Raw genomic sequence first — 15541 nt, 5'->3', positions numbered from 1 at the left:
TCAGGTGGGTGGTCGTTCGCCGCCCAGCACATGGCTGATGTCGTCGCTGGTCTCTTCGAGCTGGACCAGCGTGGCCTGGCGCGCCGCGAGCGGGTCACGCACCTGCAGCGCGGTCAGGATGGCCTTGTGCCGGGGCAGCGACAGCGCGTGGGTGTCGGGCATCTTGCTGCTGAGCTTGATCGACTCGCGCAAGGCATGCGAGAGCATGGTGCCGATGTAGGCCAGCAGCGGGTTGCCCGAGGCCTCGGCGATGCGGCGGTGAAAGGCGACGTCCGGCTCCAGCAATTCCTCGGGCGTCGTGGCGGCCTCCATGCCGGCATAGGCCTCGGCGATGCGGGCGATCTCGGCATCGCTGGCCGACCGTGCGGCCAGCGCGGCGGCGGCCGGCTCGATGATGCGGCGCACGGTGAACAGGGTCTCGACGAAGGTCGTGGCCGGCTGGGCCTCGATGAACCAGTAGAGGACATCGGGGTCGAGCAAATGCCATTCGCTCTGGGCGCGGACCACCACGCCGGTGCGCTGCCGCGATACCACCAGGCCCTTGGCCGACAACACCCGGATGGCCTCGCGCAGCACCGGTCGGCTGACCTCGTAGGCGGCGCACAGCGTCGCCTCGGCGGGCAGCTTGTCGCCCGGCGCCAGCTCGCCCGAGACGATGCGCAGGCCAAGCTCCCGCACGATGCGCGCGTGCATGCTCTTGCTCTCGCGCGGGCGTCGGTAGTCTTCGTTCTTCACGGCGGGCGTCGCGCTTCTGGCGTTCTGAGGTCGGTGGGCCGCGATTGTGCCGGCCGCTCCCGCAGGCGTCCGGCCCGGTCCGGCTCGATCAGCGCTTGTTGCGGTTGTAGACGTCGACGAACACGGCGGCCAACAGCACCAGGCCCTTGATGACCTGCTGGTAGTCGATGCCGATGCCCAGGATGGACATGCCGTTGTTCATCACGCCCATGATGAAGGCACCGATCACCGCCCCATAGACCCGCCCCACCCCACCCGAGGCTGACGCGCCGCCGATGAAGCAGGCGGCGATCACGTCCAGCTCGAAGCCCTGGCCGGCCTTGGGCGTGGCGGTGTTCAGGCGGGCCGCGAAGATCAGGCCGGCGACCGCCGCCAGCACGCCCATGTTGACGAAGGTGCCGAAGGTCAGCCGGTCGGTGCGGATGCCCGACAGCCGCGCGGCCTTCTCATTGCCCCCCAGCGCATAGACCCGCCGTCCGACGGTGGTGCGAGTGGTGACGAACTCATAGGCCACGATCAGCACGGCCATCACCATCAACACGTTGGGGATGCCCTTGTAGGTCGACATCAGCGTGACCAGGGCGACCAGCACCGCCGCAAAGACCAGGTTCTTGAGCCAGAACAGCAGGCCGGGCTCGACCGCCATGTGGTGGGCCTGCGCGACCCGTCGCGCGCGCCACTTCGACACCAGCAACGCGACACCCGCCAGCACGCCGAGCAGCACCGACAGCAGCCGCAGCGACTCGCCCTGCAGCGGGTCGGGCAGGAAGCCCGAGCTGAGCAGCTGGAAGGTCGGCGGGAAGGGCCCGACCGACTGCCCGCCCAGCACCGCCAGGGCCAGACCCTTGAAGATCAGCATGCCCGCCAGCGTGACGATGAACGACGGGATCTTGACGTAGGCCACGAACCAGCCCTGGGCCGCGCCGATCACCCCGCCCAGCACCAGGCAGATCAGCGTGGCCGGCACGTAATGCATCTCGAGGTTCACCATCAGCACGGCCGCCACCGCGCCGACGAAGCCGCAGACCGAGCCGACCGACAGGTCGATGTGGCCGGCCACGATCACCATCAGCATGCCCAGGGCCATGATGATGATGTAGCTGTTCTGCAGGATCAGGTTGGTGATGTTCAACGGCTGCATCAGCGTGCCATCGGTCATGACCTGGAAGAAGGCCATGATCGCCACCAGCGACATCAGCATGCCGTATTCGCGCATGTGGTGGCGCAGGTAGGCCAGGCCACTGGCCGTGTCGTTCTGTGCCTTCATGTCAGCGGCCTCCGGACTTGACGATGGATCTCATGATCGATTCCTGTGTGGCCTGCGCGCCGTCCATTTCGGCGACGAAGCGGCCCTCATTCATGACGTAGATGCGGTCGCACATGCCGAGCAGCTCGGGCATCTCCGAGGAGATCATGACGATGGTGCGACCCTGGGCGGCCAGTTCGGCCATCAGGGTGTAGATCTCGTACTTGGCGCCGACGTCGATGCCGCGGGTCGGCTCGTCGACGATCAGCACCTGCGGGTCGGCGAACAGCCACTTGGCCAGCACGACCTTCTGCTGGTTGCCACCGGACAGATTGCCGACCTGCTGGAAGACGCTCGAACAGCGGATGCCGAGCTTCTGGCGGTAGTCGCTGGCGACCGCGAACTCGCGTCCCGGGTCGATCACGCCACGCGTGGAGACGCCGCCCAGGTTGGCCAGGCTGACGTTGCGCACGATCTCGTCACCCAGCACCAGGCCCCAGCCCTTGCGGTCCTCGGTGACATAGGCCAGACCCTGCCGGACGGCGCGTTCGACCGTCGACACGTCGACCGTCTGGCCCTTGAGACGGACCTCGCCGCGGATGCGCTGGCCGTAGGAGCGGCCGAACACGCTCATCGCGAACTCGGTGCGGCCCGCGCCCATCAGGCCGGCGATGCCGACGATCTCGCCGCGCCGCGCGTGCAGGTCCACGCCTTTCACGACGACCCGGTCCGGATGCAGGTGGTGGTGGACATGCCAGTCGCGCACCTCGAACACCGTCTCGCCGATCTGCGGCGTGCGGTGCGGGTAGCGGTCGGCCATCTCGCGGCCGACCATCGCCCGGATGATCAGGTCCTCGCTGACCGAGGCGCTGCCGTGGCAGTCCAGCGTGGTCACCGAGGTGCCGTCACGCAGCACCGTGATGCGGTCGGCCACGCGTGTGATCTCGTTGAGCTTGTGCGAGATCAGGATGCAAGCGATGCCTTGTGCTCGCAGGTCGACCAGCAGGTCGAGCAAGGCGTCGCTGTCGGTCTCGTTGAGGCTGGCGGTGGGCTCGTCGAGGATCAGCACCTTGACGTCCTTGGACAGCGCCTTGGCGATCTCCACCAGCTGCTGCTTGCCCACGCCCAGGTCGTCGATCAGCGTCGATGGCGACTCGACCAGCCCGACCTTGGCCAGCAGCGCGCGGGTGCGGCTGTGGGCCGCATGCGGGTCGATCACGCCATGCTGCGCGATCTCCTGGCCCAGAAAGATGTTCTCGGCAATCGACAGCAGCGGCACCAGGGCCAGCTCCTGGTGAATGATGATGATGCCCAGCCGTTCGCTGTCGGCGATGTCGCGCAACTGGCGCGGCTGGCCGTCAAAGACGATCTGCCCTTCGAAGCTGCCGTGCGGGTAGACGCCGCTGAGCACCTTCATCAGCGTGGACTTGCCGGCCCCGTTCTCGCCAACGATGGCGTGGATCTCGCCGGGCTGCACCGCCAGATCGACGCGATCCAGCGCCTTCACGCCGGGGAAGGTCTTGCTGATGCCGCGCATCTCGAGGATGGCACTCAAGGATGTTCTCCCGCAGGGAAGACGACCCGGGCACACCGCCCGGGTCGTGCTTTCAAGGTGGCAAGGCTTGCGGCCCACCAGGGCTCAGCGAACCTGGCTTTCCTTGTAGTAGCCGCTGTCGATCAGCACCTTCTTCCAGTTGCTCGCGTCCACGCTGACGGGCTTGAGCAGGTAGGACGGCACGACCTTGATGCCGTTGTTGTAGGTCTTGGTGTCGTTGACCTCTGGCTGCTTGCCGGCCATCACCGCGTCCACCATGTTGGCGGCGACCTTGGCGAGCTCGCGGGTGTCCTTGAACACGGTCGAGTACTGCTCGTTGCGCAGGATGGACTTGACCGACGGCACCTCGGCGTCCTGGCCGCTGACCACCGGGCAAGGCTGCTTGGCGCTGCAGTAGCCCACGCCCTTGAGCGAGGACAGGATGCCGATCGACAAGCCGTCATACGGGCTCAGCACCGCGTCGACCTTGGCGTTGCCATAGAAAGCCGACAGCAGGTTGTCCATGCGGGCCTGGGCGACCGCGCCGTCCCAGCGCAGCGTGCCAACCTTGTCCATGCCCATCTGCTTGCTGCGCACCACCAGCTTGCCGCTGTCGATGTAGGGCTTGAGCACGCTCATGCCGCCGTCGTAGAAGAAGAAGGCGTTGTTGTCGTCGGGCGAGCCGCCGAACAGCTCGATGTTGAACGGGCCCTTGCCCTGCTTCAGACCGAGCTTGTCGACGATCGATCCGGCCTGCAGCACGCCGACCTGGAAGTTGTCGAAGGTGGCGTAGTAGTCGACGTTCTTGCTGCCCTTGATCAGGCGGTCATAGGCGATGACCTTGATGCCCTTGTCGGCCGCGCTCTGCAGCACCTTGGTCAGCGTGGTGCCGTCGATCGAGGCGATCACCAGCACCTTGACACCCTTGGTCACCATGTTCTCGATCTGGGCGAGCTGGTTGGGGATGTCGTCCTCGGCGTACTGCAGGTCGGTCTTGTAGCCGCGCTCCTTGAGCACCTTGACCATGTTGTCGCCGTCGGCGATCCAGCGGGCCGACGACTTGGTCGGCATGGCGATGCCGACGGTGCCCTTGTCCTGGGCGAGGGCCGGCAGGGCCGCGCCCAGAAGGCCGAAGGCGATGGCCGCAGCCAGGCTTTTGAACGTGTTCATCGAAAGTCTCCTGTGTCGGTGGGTTGGGGGTGACAAGGCTGTGACGGGCCGACCGATCAGCGGCTCCATCGCAGCACCAAGGGATCGAGTCGGCGCGCAGTGGCGAGCAGGCTCGCCCGCGTCGCCGGATGCAGCGGCGCGAAGGGGTGGCGGGGGGCGTCGCAGGCGATCACGCCACCCGCCTTCATCAAGGCCTTGGCGGTCAGCAGCCCCCCCTGGCGGTTCTCGTGGTTGATCAGTGGCAGCCAGCGCTGGTAGAGGTCGGCCGCGCGTTCGGGCTCGCCGGCAAACCAGGCGTCGGTGATCTGGCGGATGCCGTCCGGGAAGCCCCCGCCGGTCATCGCCCCGGTCGCGCCGGCCTCCAGATCGGCCAGCAGCGTGATGCCTTCCTCGCCGTCCCACGGCCCTTCGACCGCCTCGCCGCCGAGCGCGATCAGCTCGCGCAGCTTGCTGGCGGCGCCGGCGGTCTCGATCTTGAAGTAGGCAATCTGCTCGACCTCACGGGCCAGCCGTGCGAGGAAGGCCGGCGACAGCGGCGTGCCGGCCACCGGGGCGTCCTGGATCATGATGGGGATGTCGATCGCGTCGGACACACGCGCATAGAACTCATGGATCTGCGCCTCGCCGCAGCGGAAGGTGGCACCGTGATACGGCGGCATCACCATCACCATCGCCGCGCCCAGGTCCTGTGCCTGGCGGCTGCGGGCCGCGCAGATGCGCGAGCCGTAGTGCGAGGTCGTGACGATCACCGGCACCCGGCCGGCGACATGTTCAAGCTGCACCCGAGTCAGCGTCTCTCGCTCGGCATCCGACAGGGCGAACTGCTCGGAGAAGTTGGCCAGGATGCACAGGCCATCCGAGCCCGCGTCGATCATGAAGTCGATGCAGCGCTTCTGGCTGTCGAGATCAAGCTCACCCGATGCGGTGAAAGTGGTCGGGACGACCGGGAAGACGCCGCGATAGGGGCGGCTGGGCGATGGCAGTGACACGGCGTGGCTCTCGGAGGGTGTCGGGTGGATGCGCGTGAATGCGAATGACGTCAATGCGAATGACGCGGCACCTCGGCGCCACGACAGCCGACGAGGAAGTCGAAGTCGCAGCCCTGATCGGCCTGCAGCACGTGGTCGACGTAGAGGGCGCGGTAGCCGCTGCGGTCGCGTGCATCGGGGCGATGGGCGGCGCGCCAGTCGGCCAGCCGGGCTTCGAGTTCCTCGGCCGGGATGTCCAGGTGCAGCCGGCCCTGATGGCAGTCGAGCTCGATCCAGTCGCCGTCGTGCACCACCGCGAGCGGGCCGCCCGCGCTGGCCTCGGGAGCGACGTGCAGCACCACCGTGCCGTAGGCCGTGCCGCTCATGCGGGCGTCGGAGATGCGGACCATGTCGGTCACGCCTTGTGCCAGCAGCTTGGGAGGCAGGCCCATGTTGCCGACCTCGGCCATGCCGGGGTAGCCGCGCGGTCCGCAGTGTTTGAGGACCAGCACCGAGTTCGCATCCACCACCAGATCGGGGTCGACGATGCGGGCCTTGTAGTGTTCGAGGTTCTCGAACACCACCGCCTGGCCGCGATGCACCAGCAGCTCGGGCGTCGCCGCAGAGGGCTTGAGCACGGCGCCCAGCGGCGCGAGGTTGCCGCGCAGCACCGATATCGCGCCATCGGCACGCAGCGGCCGGTCGAGCGGGCGGATCACCTCTTCGTCGTGGATCGGCGCCTCGCGCACGTTGTCCCAGATCGACAGGCCGTTGGCGGTCAGCGCACCCGGGTGCGGCAACAGGCCCGCCTCGCCCAGGCGGCGCAGCACGGCGGGCAGGCCACCGGCGTAGTAGAACTCCTCCATCAGGAAACGACCCGAGGGCTGCAGGTCGACCACGGTCGGCGTGCCCCTACCGACGCGGGTCCAATCGTCGAGTTCAAGCGGCACGCCGATGCGACCGGCGATCGCCTTCAGGTGGATGACCGCATTGGTCGAACCACCGATGGCGGCATTGGCGCGAATCGCGTTTTCGAAGGCCTCACGGGTCAGCAGCTTCGACAGCCGCAGGTCTTCCCAGACCATGTCGACGATGCGCATGCCCGACATGTGCGCCAGCACATAGCGGCGCGAGTCGACCGCCGGGATCGCCGCGTTGTGCGGCAGGCTCACGCCAAGAGCCTCCGCCATGCAGGCCATGGTCGAGGCGGTGCCCATCGTGTTGCAGGTGCCGGCCGAGCGTGACATGCCAGCCTCGGCCGACATGAACTCATGCAGCGTGATCGTGCCGGCCTTGACCTGTTCGGACAGCTGCCAGACAGCGGTGCCTGAGCCGATGTCGCGGCCCTTGTGCTTGCCGTTGAGCATCGGCCCGCCGGTCACGACGATGGCCGGCACGTCGCAGCTGGCCGCGCCCATCAGCAGCGCGGGCGTGGTCTTGTCGCAGCCGACCAGCAGCACCACCGCGTCGATCGGGTTGCCGCGGATGGCCTCTTCCACGTCCATGCTGGCGAGGTTGCGGGTGAACATCGCGGTGGGCCGCAGGTTGGACTCGCCGTTGGAGAAGACCGGAAACTCGACCGGCAGACCGCCCGCCTCGATGACGCCGCACCGGACGTGTTCGGCCAGCTTGCGGAAGTGCGCATTGCACGGCGTCAGCTCGCTCCAGGTGTTGCAGATGCCGATCACCGGCTTGCCACGGAACTCATGGTCCGGGATGCCCTGGTTCTTCATCCAGCTGCGGTACATGAACCCGTTCTTGTCGTCCGGGCCGAACCATTCGGCCGAGCGCAGCTTCACATCGGATCGGGACATCAGGGGCCTCGTGACAGAGATGGCGGGAGCTCGCAGCGGACCGTTGGCCCGCCGTGGACGCGATCATAAAGTCATACTTTTTAATCAAGGACTCGGTGAAAACACCAAGATCTGGCGATGAAGCGTCCACTCGTAAACTTCAAAGGTCCGACTATTTGGACGATCGCACCCAGGATTCAGGAAGCCGCATGACCCCCTCCGCACTCGCCCGCTACCCCAGCCTGGAAGGCCGGGTGGTCCTCGTCACCGGAGGCGCCACGGGCATCGGCGCCACCTTGGTCGAGCACTTCGTCGCCCAAGGAAGCCGTGTCGGCTTCATCGATCTGGCGGCCGAGGAAGGGGCCGCGCTGGCCGCCCGCCTGGCGGCGTCGCCGGGCACGCCGGCAGGGGTTCCAGCGACCGCGCCGGTGTTCGTGCCGGCCGACCTCACCGATGTCGACGCCTTGCGCGCGGCGATCGCCCAGGTGCGCCAGGCCCTCGGGCCGATCGGCGTGCTGCTCAACAACGCGGCCAATGACCGCCGCCATTCGATCGAGTCGGTCACGTCCGAGAGCTGGGACCACGGCATCGCCGTCAACCTCAAGCACCCCTTCTTCTGCGCCCAGGCGGTCATCGAGGACATGCGCCAGGCGGGCGGCGGGAGCATCGTCAACTTCGGCTCGCTCAGCTGGATGATCAAACAGGGTGGCATGCCGGTCTACACGACCAGCAAGTCGGCGATCCAGGGCCTGACCCGCTCGCTGGCGCGCGACTTCGGTCCGCACCGGGTGCGCGTCAACACGCTCTTGCCCGGCTGGGTGATGACCGACAAGCAGCTGCGCCTGTGGGTCAACGACGAGACCCGCGCCGAGATCTCCCGCAGCCAGTGCATCGACGCGCCGCTGCTGCCGGTCCACATCGCCTCGATGGCGCTGTTCCTCGCGGCCGACGACAGCGCCATGTGCACCGCCCAAACCTTCACCGTCGACGGGGGCTGGACATGAGCAGCGCCGTGCACCGCAGCCCGGGCCAGCTGCTGGTCGACGCGCGCCACAGGCTGGGCGAATGTGCGCTCTGGTGCGAACGCCGCCAGGCGCTTTGGTGGACCGACCTCGAAGGCGCCGCCCTGCAACGCTGGGACAGCGCCAGCGGCGCGGTCAGCCGCTGGCCCATGCCCGACCGAGTCGGCTCCTTCGCCTTCTGCGAAGACCCGGACCTGCTGCTGCTCGGCCTGGCCGGCGGCATCGCCCTGCACCGCCTGTCGACCGGCACCACCTCGGCCCTCGTGCCGGTCGAGCCCGGCGTCGCCACCACCCGCATCAACGACGGCCGTTGCGACCACGAGGGTCGCTTCGTCTTCGGCATGTACAACCAGACCGACGACGAAGGCCCGATCGGCGGCTGGTACCGCGTCCATGCCGACCTCACGGTGGAGCCCCTGCCCTTGCCGCTGACCGGCGTCGCCAACAGCACCTGCTTCAGCCCTGACGGGCGGCGCCTGTACCACACCGACTCGCCCGGCCGCACCGTCTGGTGCCGCGACTACCACGCCGACGGCCGCATCGGTCCACCCGAGGTCTTCCTCCGCCTCGACGCCAGCGAGGGCTACCCCGACGGCTCCTGCGTCGACGCCAGCGGTGGCGTCTGGACGGCCTGCTGGCAAGGCCACGCCGTGCGCCGCCACGACGACCAGGGCCGCCTGACCGACGTCGTCGACCTGCCCGCTCCCAACATCACCTGCCCCGCCTTCGGCGGCGCGTCTCTCGACCAGCTCTTCCTCACCAGCGCCCGCAAGGGCATGGACGAGGCCGCGCTGGCGGCATGGCCCGGCAGCGGCGGGGTGTTCCGGGCCGCAACCCGGCACAGGGGGTTGGCGGAGCGGCGCTTTGAGGTGCGGGTGGGCGTGTCGCCAGCCGATCAGCGCCATGTGCAGCGTTGACGCAGGCCTGCCACGGCGAGGCCCCTGCGTCATTGCGTCCTTGCGACGTGTCAGCGCGCTCGGCGCGACAAGACCCGCTACGCAGCCTGGCCGGGCATCAACAGGCCGCTGGAACGGTCGCGCCTGAAATCAGCACGACGGGCGTGCGGCGAACACGGCCTTCAGATCTTGATGAAGTTCGTTGCCGACAAGGGCCCGAACGGCAGCTCAGAAAGTCGGCCGCCGACGGCCAGCGAGCCGAGATCCACCGGGAAATAGCCGATGGCGTCGAGCAACTGGCGCACCGCCTGCTTGGCATCGGCGTCGTCGCCGGCATAGAACTGCACGCGCTGGCCGCCCGACACCTCGGGCTGCGCCAGCACGTTCACGTCCAGGTGGTTCAGCGCCTTGACGACGCGGGCGCCGGGCAGCATGTCGCGAACCACCTCGCTCGATGAGCGGCCACCCAGATCGATCGCCTTGATGCCGTAGGCGGCCAGCGGGTTGCTCGGGTCCTTGGCGTCGGGCGACAGCGGGTCCAGGAACTCGACGGGGTTGGTCCCGTCGATGACGATGCGTTGGTTCCAGGCCGGCAGACCTGTCAATGCGCTGCCCAGGTCGGTCCAGCGCACGGCGATCAGCACGATGTCGGCCGAGGCCGCCTCGGTCACGGTTCCGGCCTGGACGGAACTGCCCAGTTCGGTCACCAGCGCAGCCAGTGACTCGGGCCCGCGGCGGGTTGAAATCGTGACGGCCATGCCCTTGTTGGCCAGGGCCCGTGCCACGTTGGAACCCAGTCCGCCTGATCCGATGATGCCGATCTTCATGGTGTCTTCCTTTGCTTGGTGAGGGGCGTGAACAGGCTGAATCGTCAGCGCCCCTGCGCACCGATGGATTCGAGTGGACGCCGCGAAGTGGCGGCGACGTTGAATGGGTCCGGTGGCGGCCGAGGCCGCCGGGCGGTCGCCTTAGTCGAGCCGCCCGGCCTCGCGCAGGCGCTGGCCGATGCGGCGGATCTCCGCTGTGCCCTGCGCAAGCGCGAGCCTGTTCGTGTGCACCGAGTACGACCCCATCACCAGATCGTGCGGGTGCGCGACGGCCGAGCCGAGCACGAAGGACGTGTCGGCGCGCGCCTGGAAGTCGATCGGTGCGCCCGAGGGCTCGAAGACCACCAGCTCACCGGCATCGATCGGCTCGCCGGCCGTCAATTGCCCGGTGGCAACGGCGACCCAGGCAACGGTGTGCCCGGTCGGTGGCACATAGCGCCAATGCATGCCCGCGCCCAGGCGAACCGACAGATAGCTCATATCCGACGGGGCCTCGATGACAGCCTGAGCCGCACCGTGGTGCCCCAGCAGCACACGCGCCGGGCCGTCGACCGGCACCTGCTCCGGCGCGAGGTAGCGGCTTACGGCCGTGGCCAGTTCGAGCGCAGCCGGCAAGGCGACCCACAGCTGGAAGCCACGTCCGGCCGTGTCACCGACTGGCGCGCCCGTGTGCCAGACGCCGCCGCCGGCGCGCATCCATTCCACGCCACCGGCGGGCAGGATGCCGGCCTGGCCGGTGGTGTCTTCATAGCGCACATCACCCTCGGTCATGAAGGTCAAGGTGGCGATGCCTGAATGCGGGTGCATGCCAAAGCCCTGGCCGAGCGCGCCCGGCTGGAAGTTGACCAGGTCGAGAAAGATGAAGGGCTTGAGCACACGGCCCAGGTCGCCGGGGCTCATCAAGCGCGTGATCGGCCCGTGCGTGGTGCCGCGCGTGCGGTGCACGATGGTCCGGCTGGCGTGTGCCGTGGGGGTGGGGTCGCTGGTCATGGTCGGCCTCGGTGATCCAAGGCTTGCAGCGTAGGACGGCCGGCAATCCACGACTAGACAGCACAATCGGCTTGAACTCATCCAAAAATGGAATCAATCAGACGATGCTTGACCTCAACGACGTGGCGGTGTTTGTGCAGGTCGTGCGCTTCGGCAGCTTCGCCGAGGCCTCACGTCGCCTGGGTATGCCGCCGAACACGCTGAGCCGGCGCGTGCAGCAGCTCGAAGCGCAACTCGGGACCCGGCTGATGCAGCGATCCACCCGCAGCCTGGCCTTGACCAGCGCCGGGCAGGCCTTCCATGCCCGTTGCGCGGATGCGGTGGACGGGCTGGTCAACGCCGGTGATGAGTTGTTGTCGGGCACGGCGGAACCCAGCGGGCTCGTGCGCGTCGCGGCGCCGGCCGACTTCTTCGACCTGTTCCCGATGGAGTGGCTGACGGAGTTCCTGTCCGCACATCCACGCGTCCGGGTCGACTTCGTCCTCAGCGATGCGCGCGCCGACCTGATCGCCGACCGCATCGACGTGGCCATCCGCGGCGGACCCCTTGAGGATTCGGGCTTCTTTGCCCGCAAGGTGCTCGACGCCGGTGTCGACGCGCTGGTGGCGAGCCCCGCCTACCTCTCGTCGCGCGGCTCACCGGGCGAGCTGACGGAGCTGGTCGAGCACGACTGCCTCGTCTTTGCCAACCCCGCCGGCCGCACCACCTGGCACTTGAAGGGCCCGGACGGGGTGGATGCCGAGGTGCAGGTGGCCGGACGCTTCAGCGGCAACACCGCACAAGCCTTGCGCAAGGCGGCGCTGGCCGGCCTGGGCATCGCCTTGTTGCCCGCCACGATGACCCGGCGCGACCTGCGCGAGGGCCGTCTCGCCCCGGTGCTCGCGCCCTACCACCGCGCAGGTCATGGCGTGAACCTCGTCTACCCGAGCCGACGCCACGTGCCGCTCGCGGTGGCCGCCTTCATCGATCTGGTGGTCGAGAAACTCGGCGCCGTCGAGGAACTACCGACCACGGATGACGACCGCTCCCCGGATGCACCGCCAGCGCGGATGCGATCGGGCGATGCGCGCTGAAGCGCGTGGCCGCAGGCGGGCAACATCGCCGGGCCTGCATGTGTCGGGCATGCCCTGCCGACCGAGAAGGCCGGGTTCATGGCTTGGGCAAGGTGTTGAACGTCAGACTTGGATCCGCCCCTGGCTTCATCGCCCCAAGGGGCTCGACGTCCAGCCCCAGCGCTCCATTGCTCGCCGGTCGCGTGCGACTTCGGCGTCGACCGAGTTCTGTGGCAGCTGGCGTAGACAGTCGGCCAGGGCGACCGGGTCCGGGGGCTCGGGTGGCGCCAGCGGCGCTGGAACCTGGGGTGATTGCCCGTCCCAGACGTGGCGGTTGACGAAGCGCGGCGCCTGGGGTTCGCAGTCGTGTTCGTAGCGCGGCGGGTCGTCGTGGGCGTGGGGGCTGAACTCGATGGTGCGCTCGAAGATCAGCGTGCGCCCGCCAGGCGGGGCTGGCCAGCGGGGCATGGCGGCCATGGCGTCGCGCGCCAGGCGTTCCGCCACGGGTGAGGTGGACCAGACGGTGTCCAGGCGCGCCAGCGTGCCGTCGGGTGTGATCTCGACCCGGAACCGCACCGAACCCTGGTCAGGTCCTTCGACGGCCGTGCCCATCTGGCTGCGCACCTGCTGGGCCCAGCTGTGGCGGTAGGCCTTGCCGTTGCGCGGGGTGTAGCTGCTGGCGAAGGCCCATGCTTCTGCGGTGGGCGGCGGCGGGGCAGCCCGCGATGCCGCCGGGCCGGCTGCACGGGGCACCACCCCGTCCTGCGGCACCCATCGTGGCAAGTCGGTGATGGGTTCGTTGATCGGTTCGGTGATGGGTTCGGCGGTGGGTTCGGCGCTGTCCGCCGTTGAACGTGTCGGTGCCCGGCTTGGCCGCCATGGCGGTGCTGCCGGTGGTGCTGGCACGCGGGCGGACAAGACCACACGGATCTCGCGCGCGGGTTGTGTCGGCGGCGGCTGGTTCAGCGGCGGCTGGCTTGGCGTCGGTCCGAACTCGGCAACCCCGGTCAGCACCAGCGCGTGCCACGCCAGCGACACGGCCAAGCCGACCAGCAAGGCGCTCTGAGCGCGTGGCCGGTCTCCGTCCACCCGCTGCGGCCGGCCACTCACATCAGCACGATGTCGTATTGCTCCGGGTTCATCGTCGCCTCGGTCTGCAGGGAGATCGGCTTGCCGATGAAGTCGCTCAGGCCGGCGAGGTGCTGGCTTTCTTCGTCGAGCAGCATCTCGACCACGGCGGCGCAGGCGATGACGCGGAATTCCTTGGGGTTGAACTGGCGGGCTTCGCGCAGGATCTCGCGCAGGATGTCGTAGCAGACGCTGCGTGCCGTCTTGGTCTGGCCCCGGCCGCTGCAGGTCGGGCAGGGTTCGCACAGCATGTGGGCGAGCGATTCGCGGGTGCGCTTGCGGGTCATCTCGACCAGGCCGAGCTGGGTGAAGCCGCTGATCGTCGTCTTGGTGCGGTCGCGCGCAAGCTGTTTGCGCAGTTCGGCCAGCACCTGCTCCTGGTGCTCGGCGCGGGTCATGTCGATGAAGTCGATGATGATGATGCCGCCCAGGTTGCGCAGCCGCAGCTGGCGGGCGATGGCCTGGGAGGCTTCGAGGTTGGTCTTGAAGATGGTGTCGTCGAAGTTGCGCGCGCCGACGTAGCCGCCGGTGTTGACGTCGATGGTGGTCAAGGCCTCGGTCTGGTCGATCACGAGGTAGCCACCGGACTTCAGCTCGACACGCCGACCCAGGGCCTTCTCGACCTCCTGGTCAATGCTGAACAGGTCGAAGATGGGCCGCTCGCCCCTGTAGTGCTGCAGCCGGCCGACCGCGCTGGGCGTGTACTGGGAGCCGAAGCTGCGCAGCAGCTCGAACTGCATGCCCGAGTCGATGCGGATGGACTGGGTGTGCTCATTGACCAGGTCGCGCAGCACGCGCTGGATCAGGTTGAGGTCCTCGTGCAGCAGCGCGCCGGCAGGGCTTTTGAGCGCCAGGGCGCGCATGGTCGCCCAGGTCTTGCGCAGGTAGGCGATGTCGTCGGCGAGTTCGCGGTCGTCGGCGTCCTCGGCATTGGTGCGCAGGATGAAGCCGCCGCCACCGCCCTCCTCCCGCGTGCCGACCAGCGCCGCCATGCGCTGGCGCAGCTGGTCGCGCAGTTCGGGCGAGCCGATCTTCTGGGAGATGCCGATGTGGTCGTCCTGCGGCAGGTAGACCAGCAGCCGGCCGGCCACGCTGATCTGGGTCGACAGCCGCGCACCCTTGGTGCCGATCGGGTCCTTGATGACCTGCACGACCAGGCTCTGGCCCTCGAAGACGAGCTTCTCGATCGGCGGCATCGAGGCCGCGTCAGCATGCGGTCCGCGCCCGTGCGGCTGGCCGGCCACATGCACGTCGGCGACATGCAGGAAGGCGGCGCGTTCAAGGCCGATGTCGATGAAGGCGCTTTGCATGCCGGGCAGCACACGCACGACCTTGCCGAGGTAGACGTTGCCGACGAGTCCACGTTCGAGCGTGCGTTCGAGGTGCAGCTCCTGCACCGCGCCGTTCTCGACCACCGCCACGCGGGTTTCCTGCGGGGACCAGTTCACCAGGATGTCTTGCATGCTCAAGCGCGCTTTCGTGGGCCGGCCGTGTCAGGGCGCGGCGGTGTCGGGTACAGCAGCGTGGGGTCAGATCGGCTGGCCGGCTGGCCGCCGACGGATCACGTCAGAGGGGCCAGCCGTAGCGGCGCAGCAGCACGGCGGTCTCATGCAGCGGCAGGCCCATGATGCCCGAATGGCTGCCGTGCACGACGCTGGCCCAGGCACCGGCCCGGCCCTGGATGCCGTAGGCGCCGGCCTTGCCCATGGGCTCGCCGGTATCGGCATAGGCGCGGATCTGGCGCGCCGTCAGGGGCTCGAAGCGCACCCGCGAAACCTGCAGCGCGGCCTCGGTGCGGCGGGCGGTGCCGACGGCGACGGCAGTCAGCACGCGGTGTTCGCGCCCGGCCAGCTCGGCCAGCATCGCGCAGGCATGGTCGGCGTCGACCGGCTTGGCGAGGATGCGCCGCCCGATCGCCACGGTCGTGTCGGCGCACAGGATGGGCGCGGCGGGCAGGCCCAGCGCCTTCAGGCGGCGCCGCGCGGCATCGAGCTTGGCGGCGGTGACACGCTGCACATAGGCCGCTGGCGACTCGCCCCGGCGCTCGGCTTCAAGCGCCTCGGCGTCCTCTTCCGGTGACGGCAGCAAGGGCCGGTGGACGATGCCAAGCTGGTCCAGCAGCTGGGCCCGGCGCGGGCTCTGGGAGGCAAGGTAGAGCCAGTCGGGTCGTGCCATGGCGG

At 68.6% G+C, this 15541-nt stretch carries 15 protein-coding genes; 4 read left to right on the top strand and 11 right to left on the bottom strand.

Annotated elements, in window-relative coordinates:
• The 6 genes from EV685_RS06055 to EV685_RS06030 form a co-directional block, all read right to left on the bottom strand.
• Nucleotides 1–693, bottom strand: a complete 693-nt coding sequence (locus EV685_RS06055; protein WP_130481687.1) for a FadR/GntR family transcriptional regulator — start codon at nt 691–693, stop codon at nt 1–3.
• Between the two features lie 130 nt (nt 694–823).
• Complete coding sequence (mmsB, locus tag EV685_RS06050; protein WP_130481119.1) at nt 824–2002, bottom strand: multiple monosaccharide ABC transporter permease; 1179 nt, start codon at nt 2000–2002, stop codon at nt 824–826.
• A 1-nt stretch (nt 2003) separates the two neighbouring features.
• A complete protein-coding gene (gene mmsA / locus EV685_RS06045; RefSeq protein WP_130481686.1) occupies nt 2004–3518 on the bottom strand; it encodes a multiple monosaccharide ABC transporter ATP-binding protein in 1515 nt (504 codons plus the stop codon).
• 102 nt (nt 3519–3620) lie between these two features.
• Nucleotides 3621–4685, bottom strand: coding sequence for a multiple monosaccharide ABC transporter substrate-binding protein (gene chvE / locus EV685_RS06040; RefSeq protein WP_130481118.1), 1065 nt, complete (start codon nt 4683–4685; stop codon nt 3621–3623).
• Between the two features lie 56 nt (nt 4686–4741).
• Nucleotides 4742–5674 carry a dihydrodipicolinate synthase family protein gene (locus EV685_RS06035; protein ID WP_130481117.1) on the bottom strand — a complete coding sequence of 311 codons (933 nt, stop codon included), beginning with the start codon at nt 5672–5674 and terminating at the stop codon, nt 4742–4744.
• A 50-nt stretch (nt 5675–5724) separates the two neighbouring features.
• Complete coding sequence (locus EV685_RS06030) at nt 5725–7467, bottom strand: IlvD/Edd family dehydratase (RefSeq protein WP_130481116.1); 1743 nt, start codon at nt 7465–7467, stop codon at nt 5725–5727.
• Between the two features lie 188 nt (nt 7468–7655).
• Between EV685_RS06030 and EV685_RS06025 the strand changes: the two genes are divergently transcribed.
• Both EV685_RS06025 and EV685_RS06020 read left to right on the top strand, forming a co-directional pair.
• Complete coding sequence (locus tag EV685_RS06025; RefSeq protein ID WP_130481115.1) at nt 7656–8450, top strand: SDR family NAD(P)-dependent oxidoreductase; 795 nt, start codon at nt 7656–7658, stop codon at nt 8448–8450.
• A complete protein-coding gene (locus EV685_RS06020) occupies nt 8447–9385 on the top strand; it encodes an SMP-30/gluconolactonase/LRE family protein (protein ID WP_130481114.1) in 939 nt (312 codons plus the stop codon). Before EV685_RS06025 ends, EV685_RS06020 begins: the two co-directional genes overlap by 4 nt.
• A gap of 161 nt (nt 9386–9546) precedes the next feature.
• Here the strand turns inward: EV685_RS06020 and EV685_RS06015 are convergent, their stop codons facing one another.
• Together EV685_RS06015 and EV685_RS06010 are read right to left on the bottom strand one after the other, a co-directional pair.
• Nucleotides 9547–10191: an NADPH-dependent F420 reductase gene (locus EV685_RS06015; protein WP_130481113.1), complete on the bottom strand. Its 645-nt coding sequence runs from the start codon at nt 10189–10191 to the stop codon at nt 9547–9549.
• Between the two features lie 141 nt (nt 10192–10332).
• Complete coding sequence (locus tag EV685_RS06010) at nt 10333–11181, bottom strand: pirin family protein (protein ID WP_130481112.1); 849 nt, start codon at nt 11179–11181, stop codon at nt 10333–10335.
• Between the two features lie 104 nt (nt 11182–11285).
• Here EV685_RS06010 and EV685_RS06005 point away from each other — a divergent pair, with 104 nt between their 5' ends.
• On the top strand, nt 11286–12254 hold the full coding sequence (locus EV685_RS06005) for a LysR family transcriptional regulator (protein WP_130481685.1): 969 nt from the start codon (nt 11286–11288) through the stop codon (nt 12252–12254).
• A 126-nt stretch (nt 12255–12380) separates the two neighbouring features.
• Here EV685_RS06005 and EV685_RS06000 read toward each other — a convergent pair whose 3' ends face one another.
• The gene (locus EV685_RS06000) at nt 12381–12986 is read right to left on the bottom strand and encodes an energy transducer TonB (protein WP_130481111.1); all 606 of its coding nucleotides are present in this window, start codon (nt 12984–12986) and stop codon (nt 12381–12383) included.
• Between the two features lie 37 nt (nt 12987–13023).
• Between EV685_RS06000 and EV685_RS05995 the strand changes: the two genes are divergently transcribed.
• Nucleotides 13024–13299: a hypothetical protein gene (locus EV685_RS05995; protein WP_130481110.1), complete on the top strand. Its 276-nt coding sequence runs from the start codon at nt 13024–13026 to the stop codon at nt 13297–13299.
• A gap of 40 nt (nt 13300–13339) precedes the next feature.
• Here EV685_RS05995 and rng read toward each other — a convergent pair whose 3' ends face one another.
• Together rng and EV685_RS05985 are read right to left on the bottom strand one after the other, a co-directional pair.
• Nucleotides 13340–14824: a ribonuclease G gene (rng, locus tag EV685_RS05990; protein WP_130481684.1), complete on the bottom strand. Its 1485-nt coding sequence runs from the start codon at nt 14822–14824 to the stop codon at nt 13340–13342.
• Nucleotides 14825–14927: 103 nt separating this feature from the next.
• Nucleotides 14928–15536: a Maf family protein gene (locus EV685_RS05985; RefSeq protein ID WP_130481109.1), complete on the bottom strand. Its 609-nt coding sequence runs from the start codon at nt 15534–15536 to the stop codon at nt 14928–14930.
• Nucleotides 15537–15541: the final 5 nt, after the last annotated feature.

This window comes from Sphaerotilus mobilis, assembly GCF_004216565.1.
GTDB lineage: Bacteria > Pseudomonadota > Gammaproteobacteria > Burkholderiales > Burkholderiaceae_C > Sphaerotilus > Sphaerotilus mobilis.
Note: the sequence above shows the minus strand (reverse complement) of the source record. Positions and strands in the feature narration are given on the sequence as shown.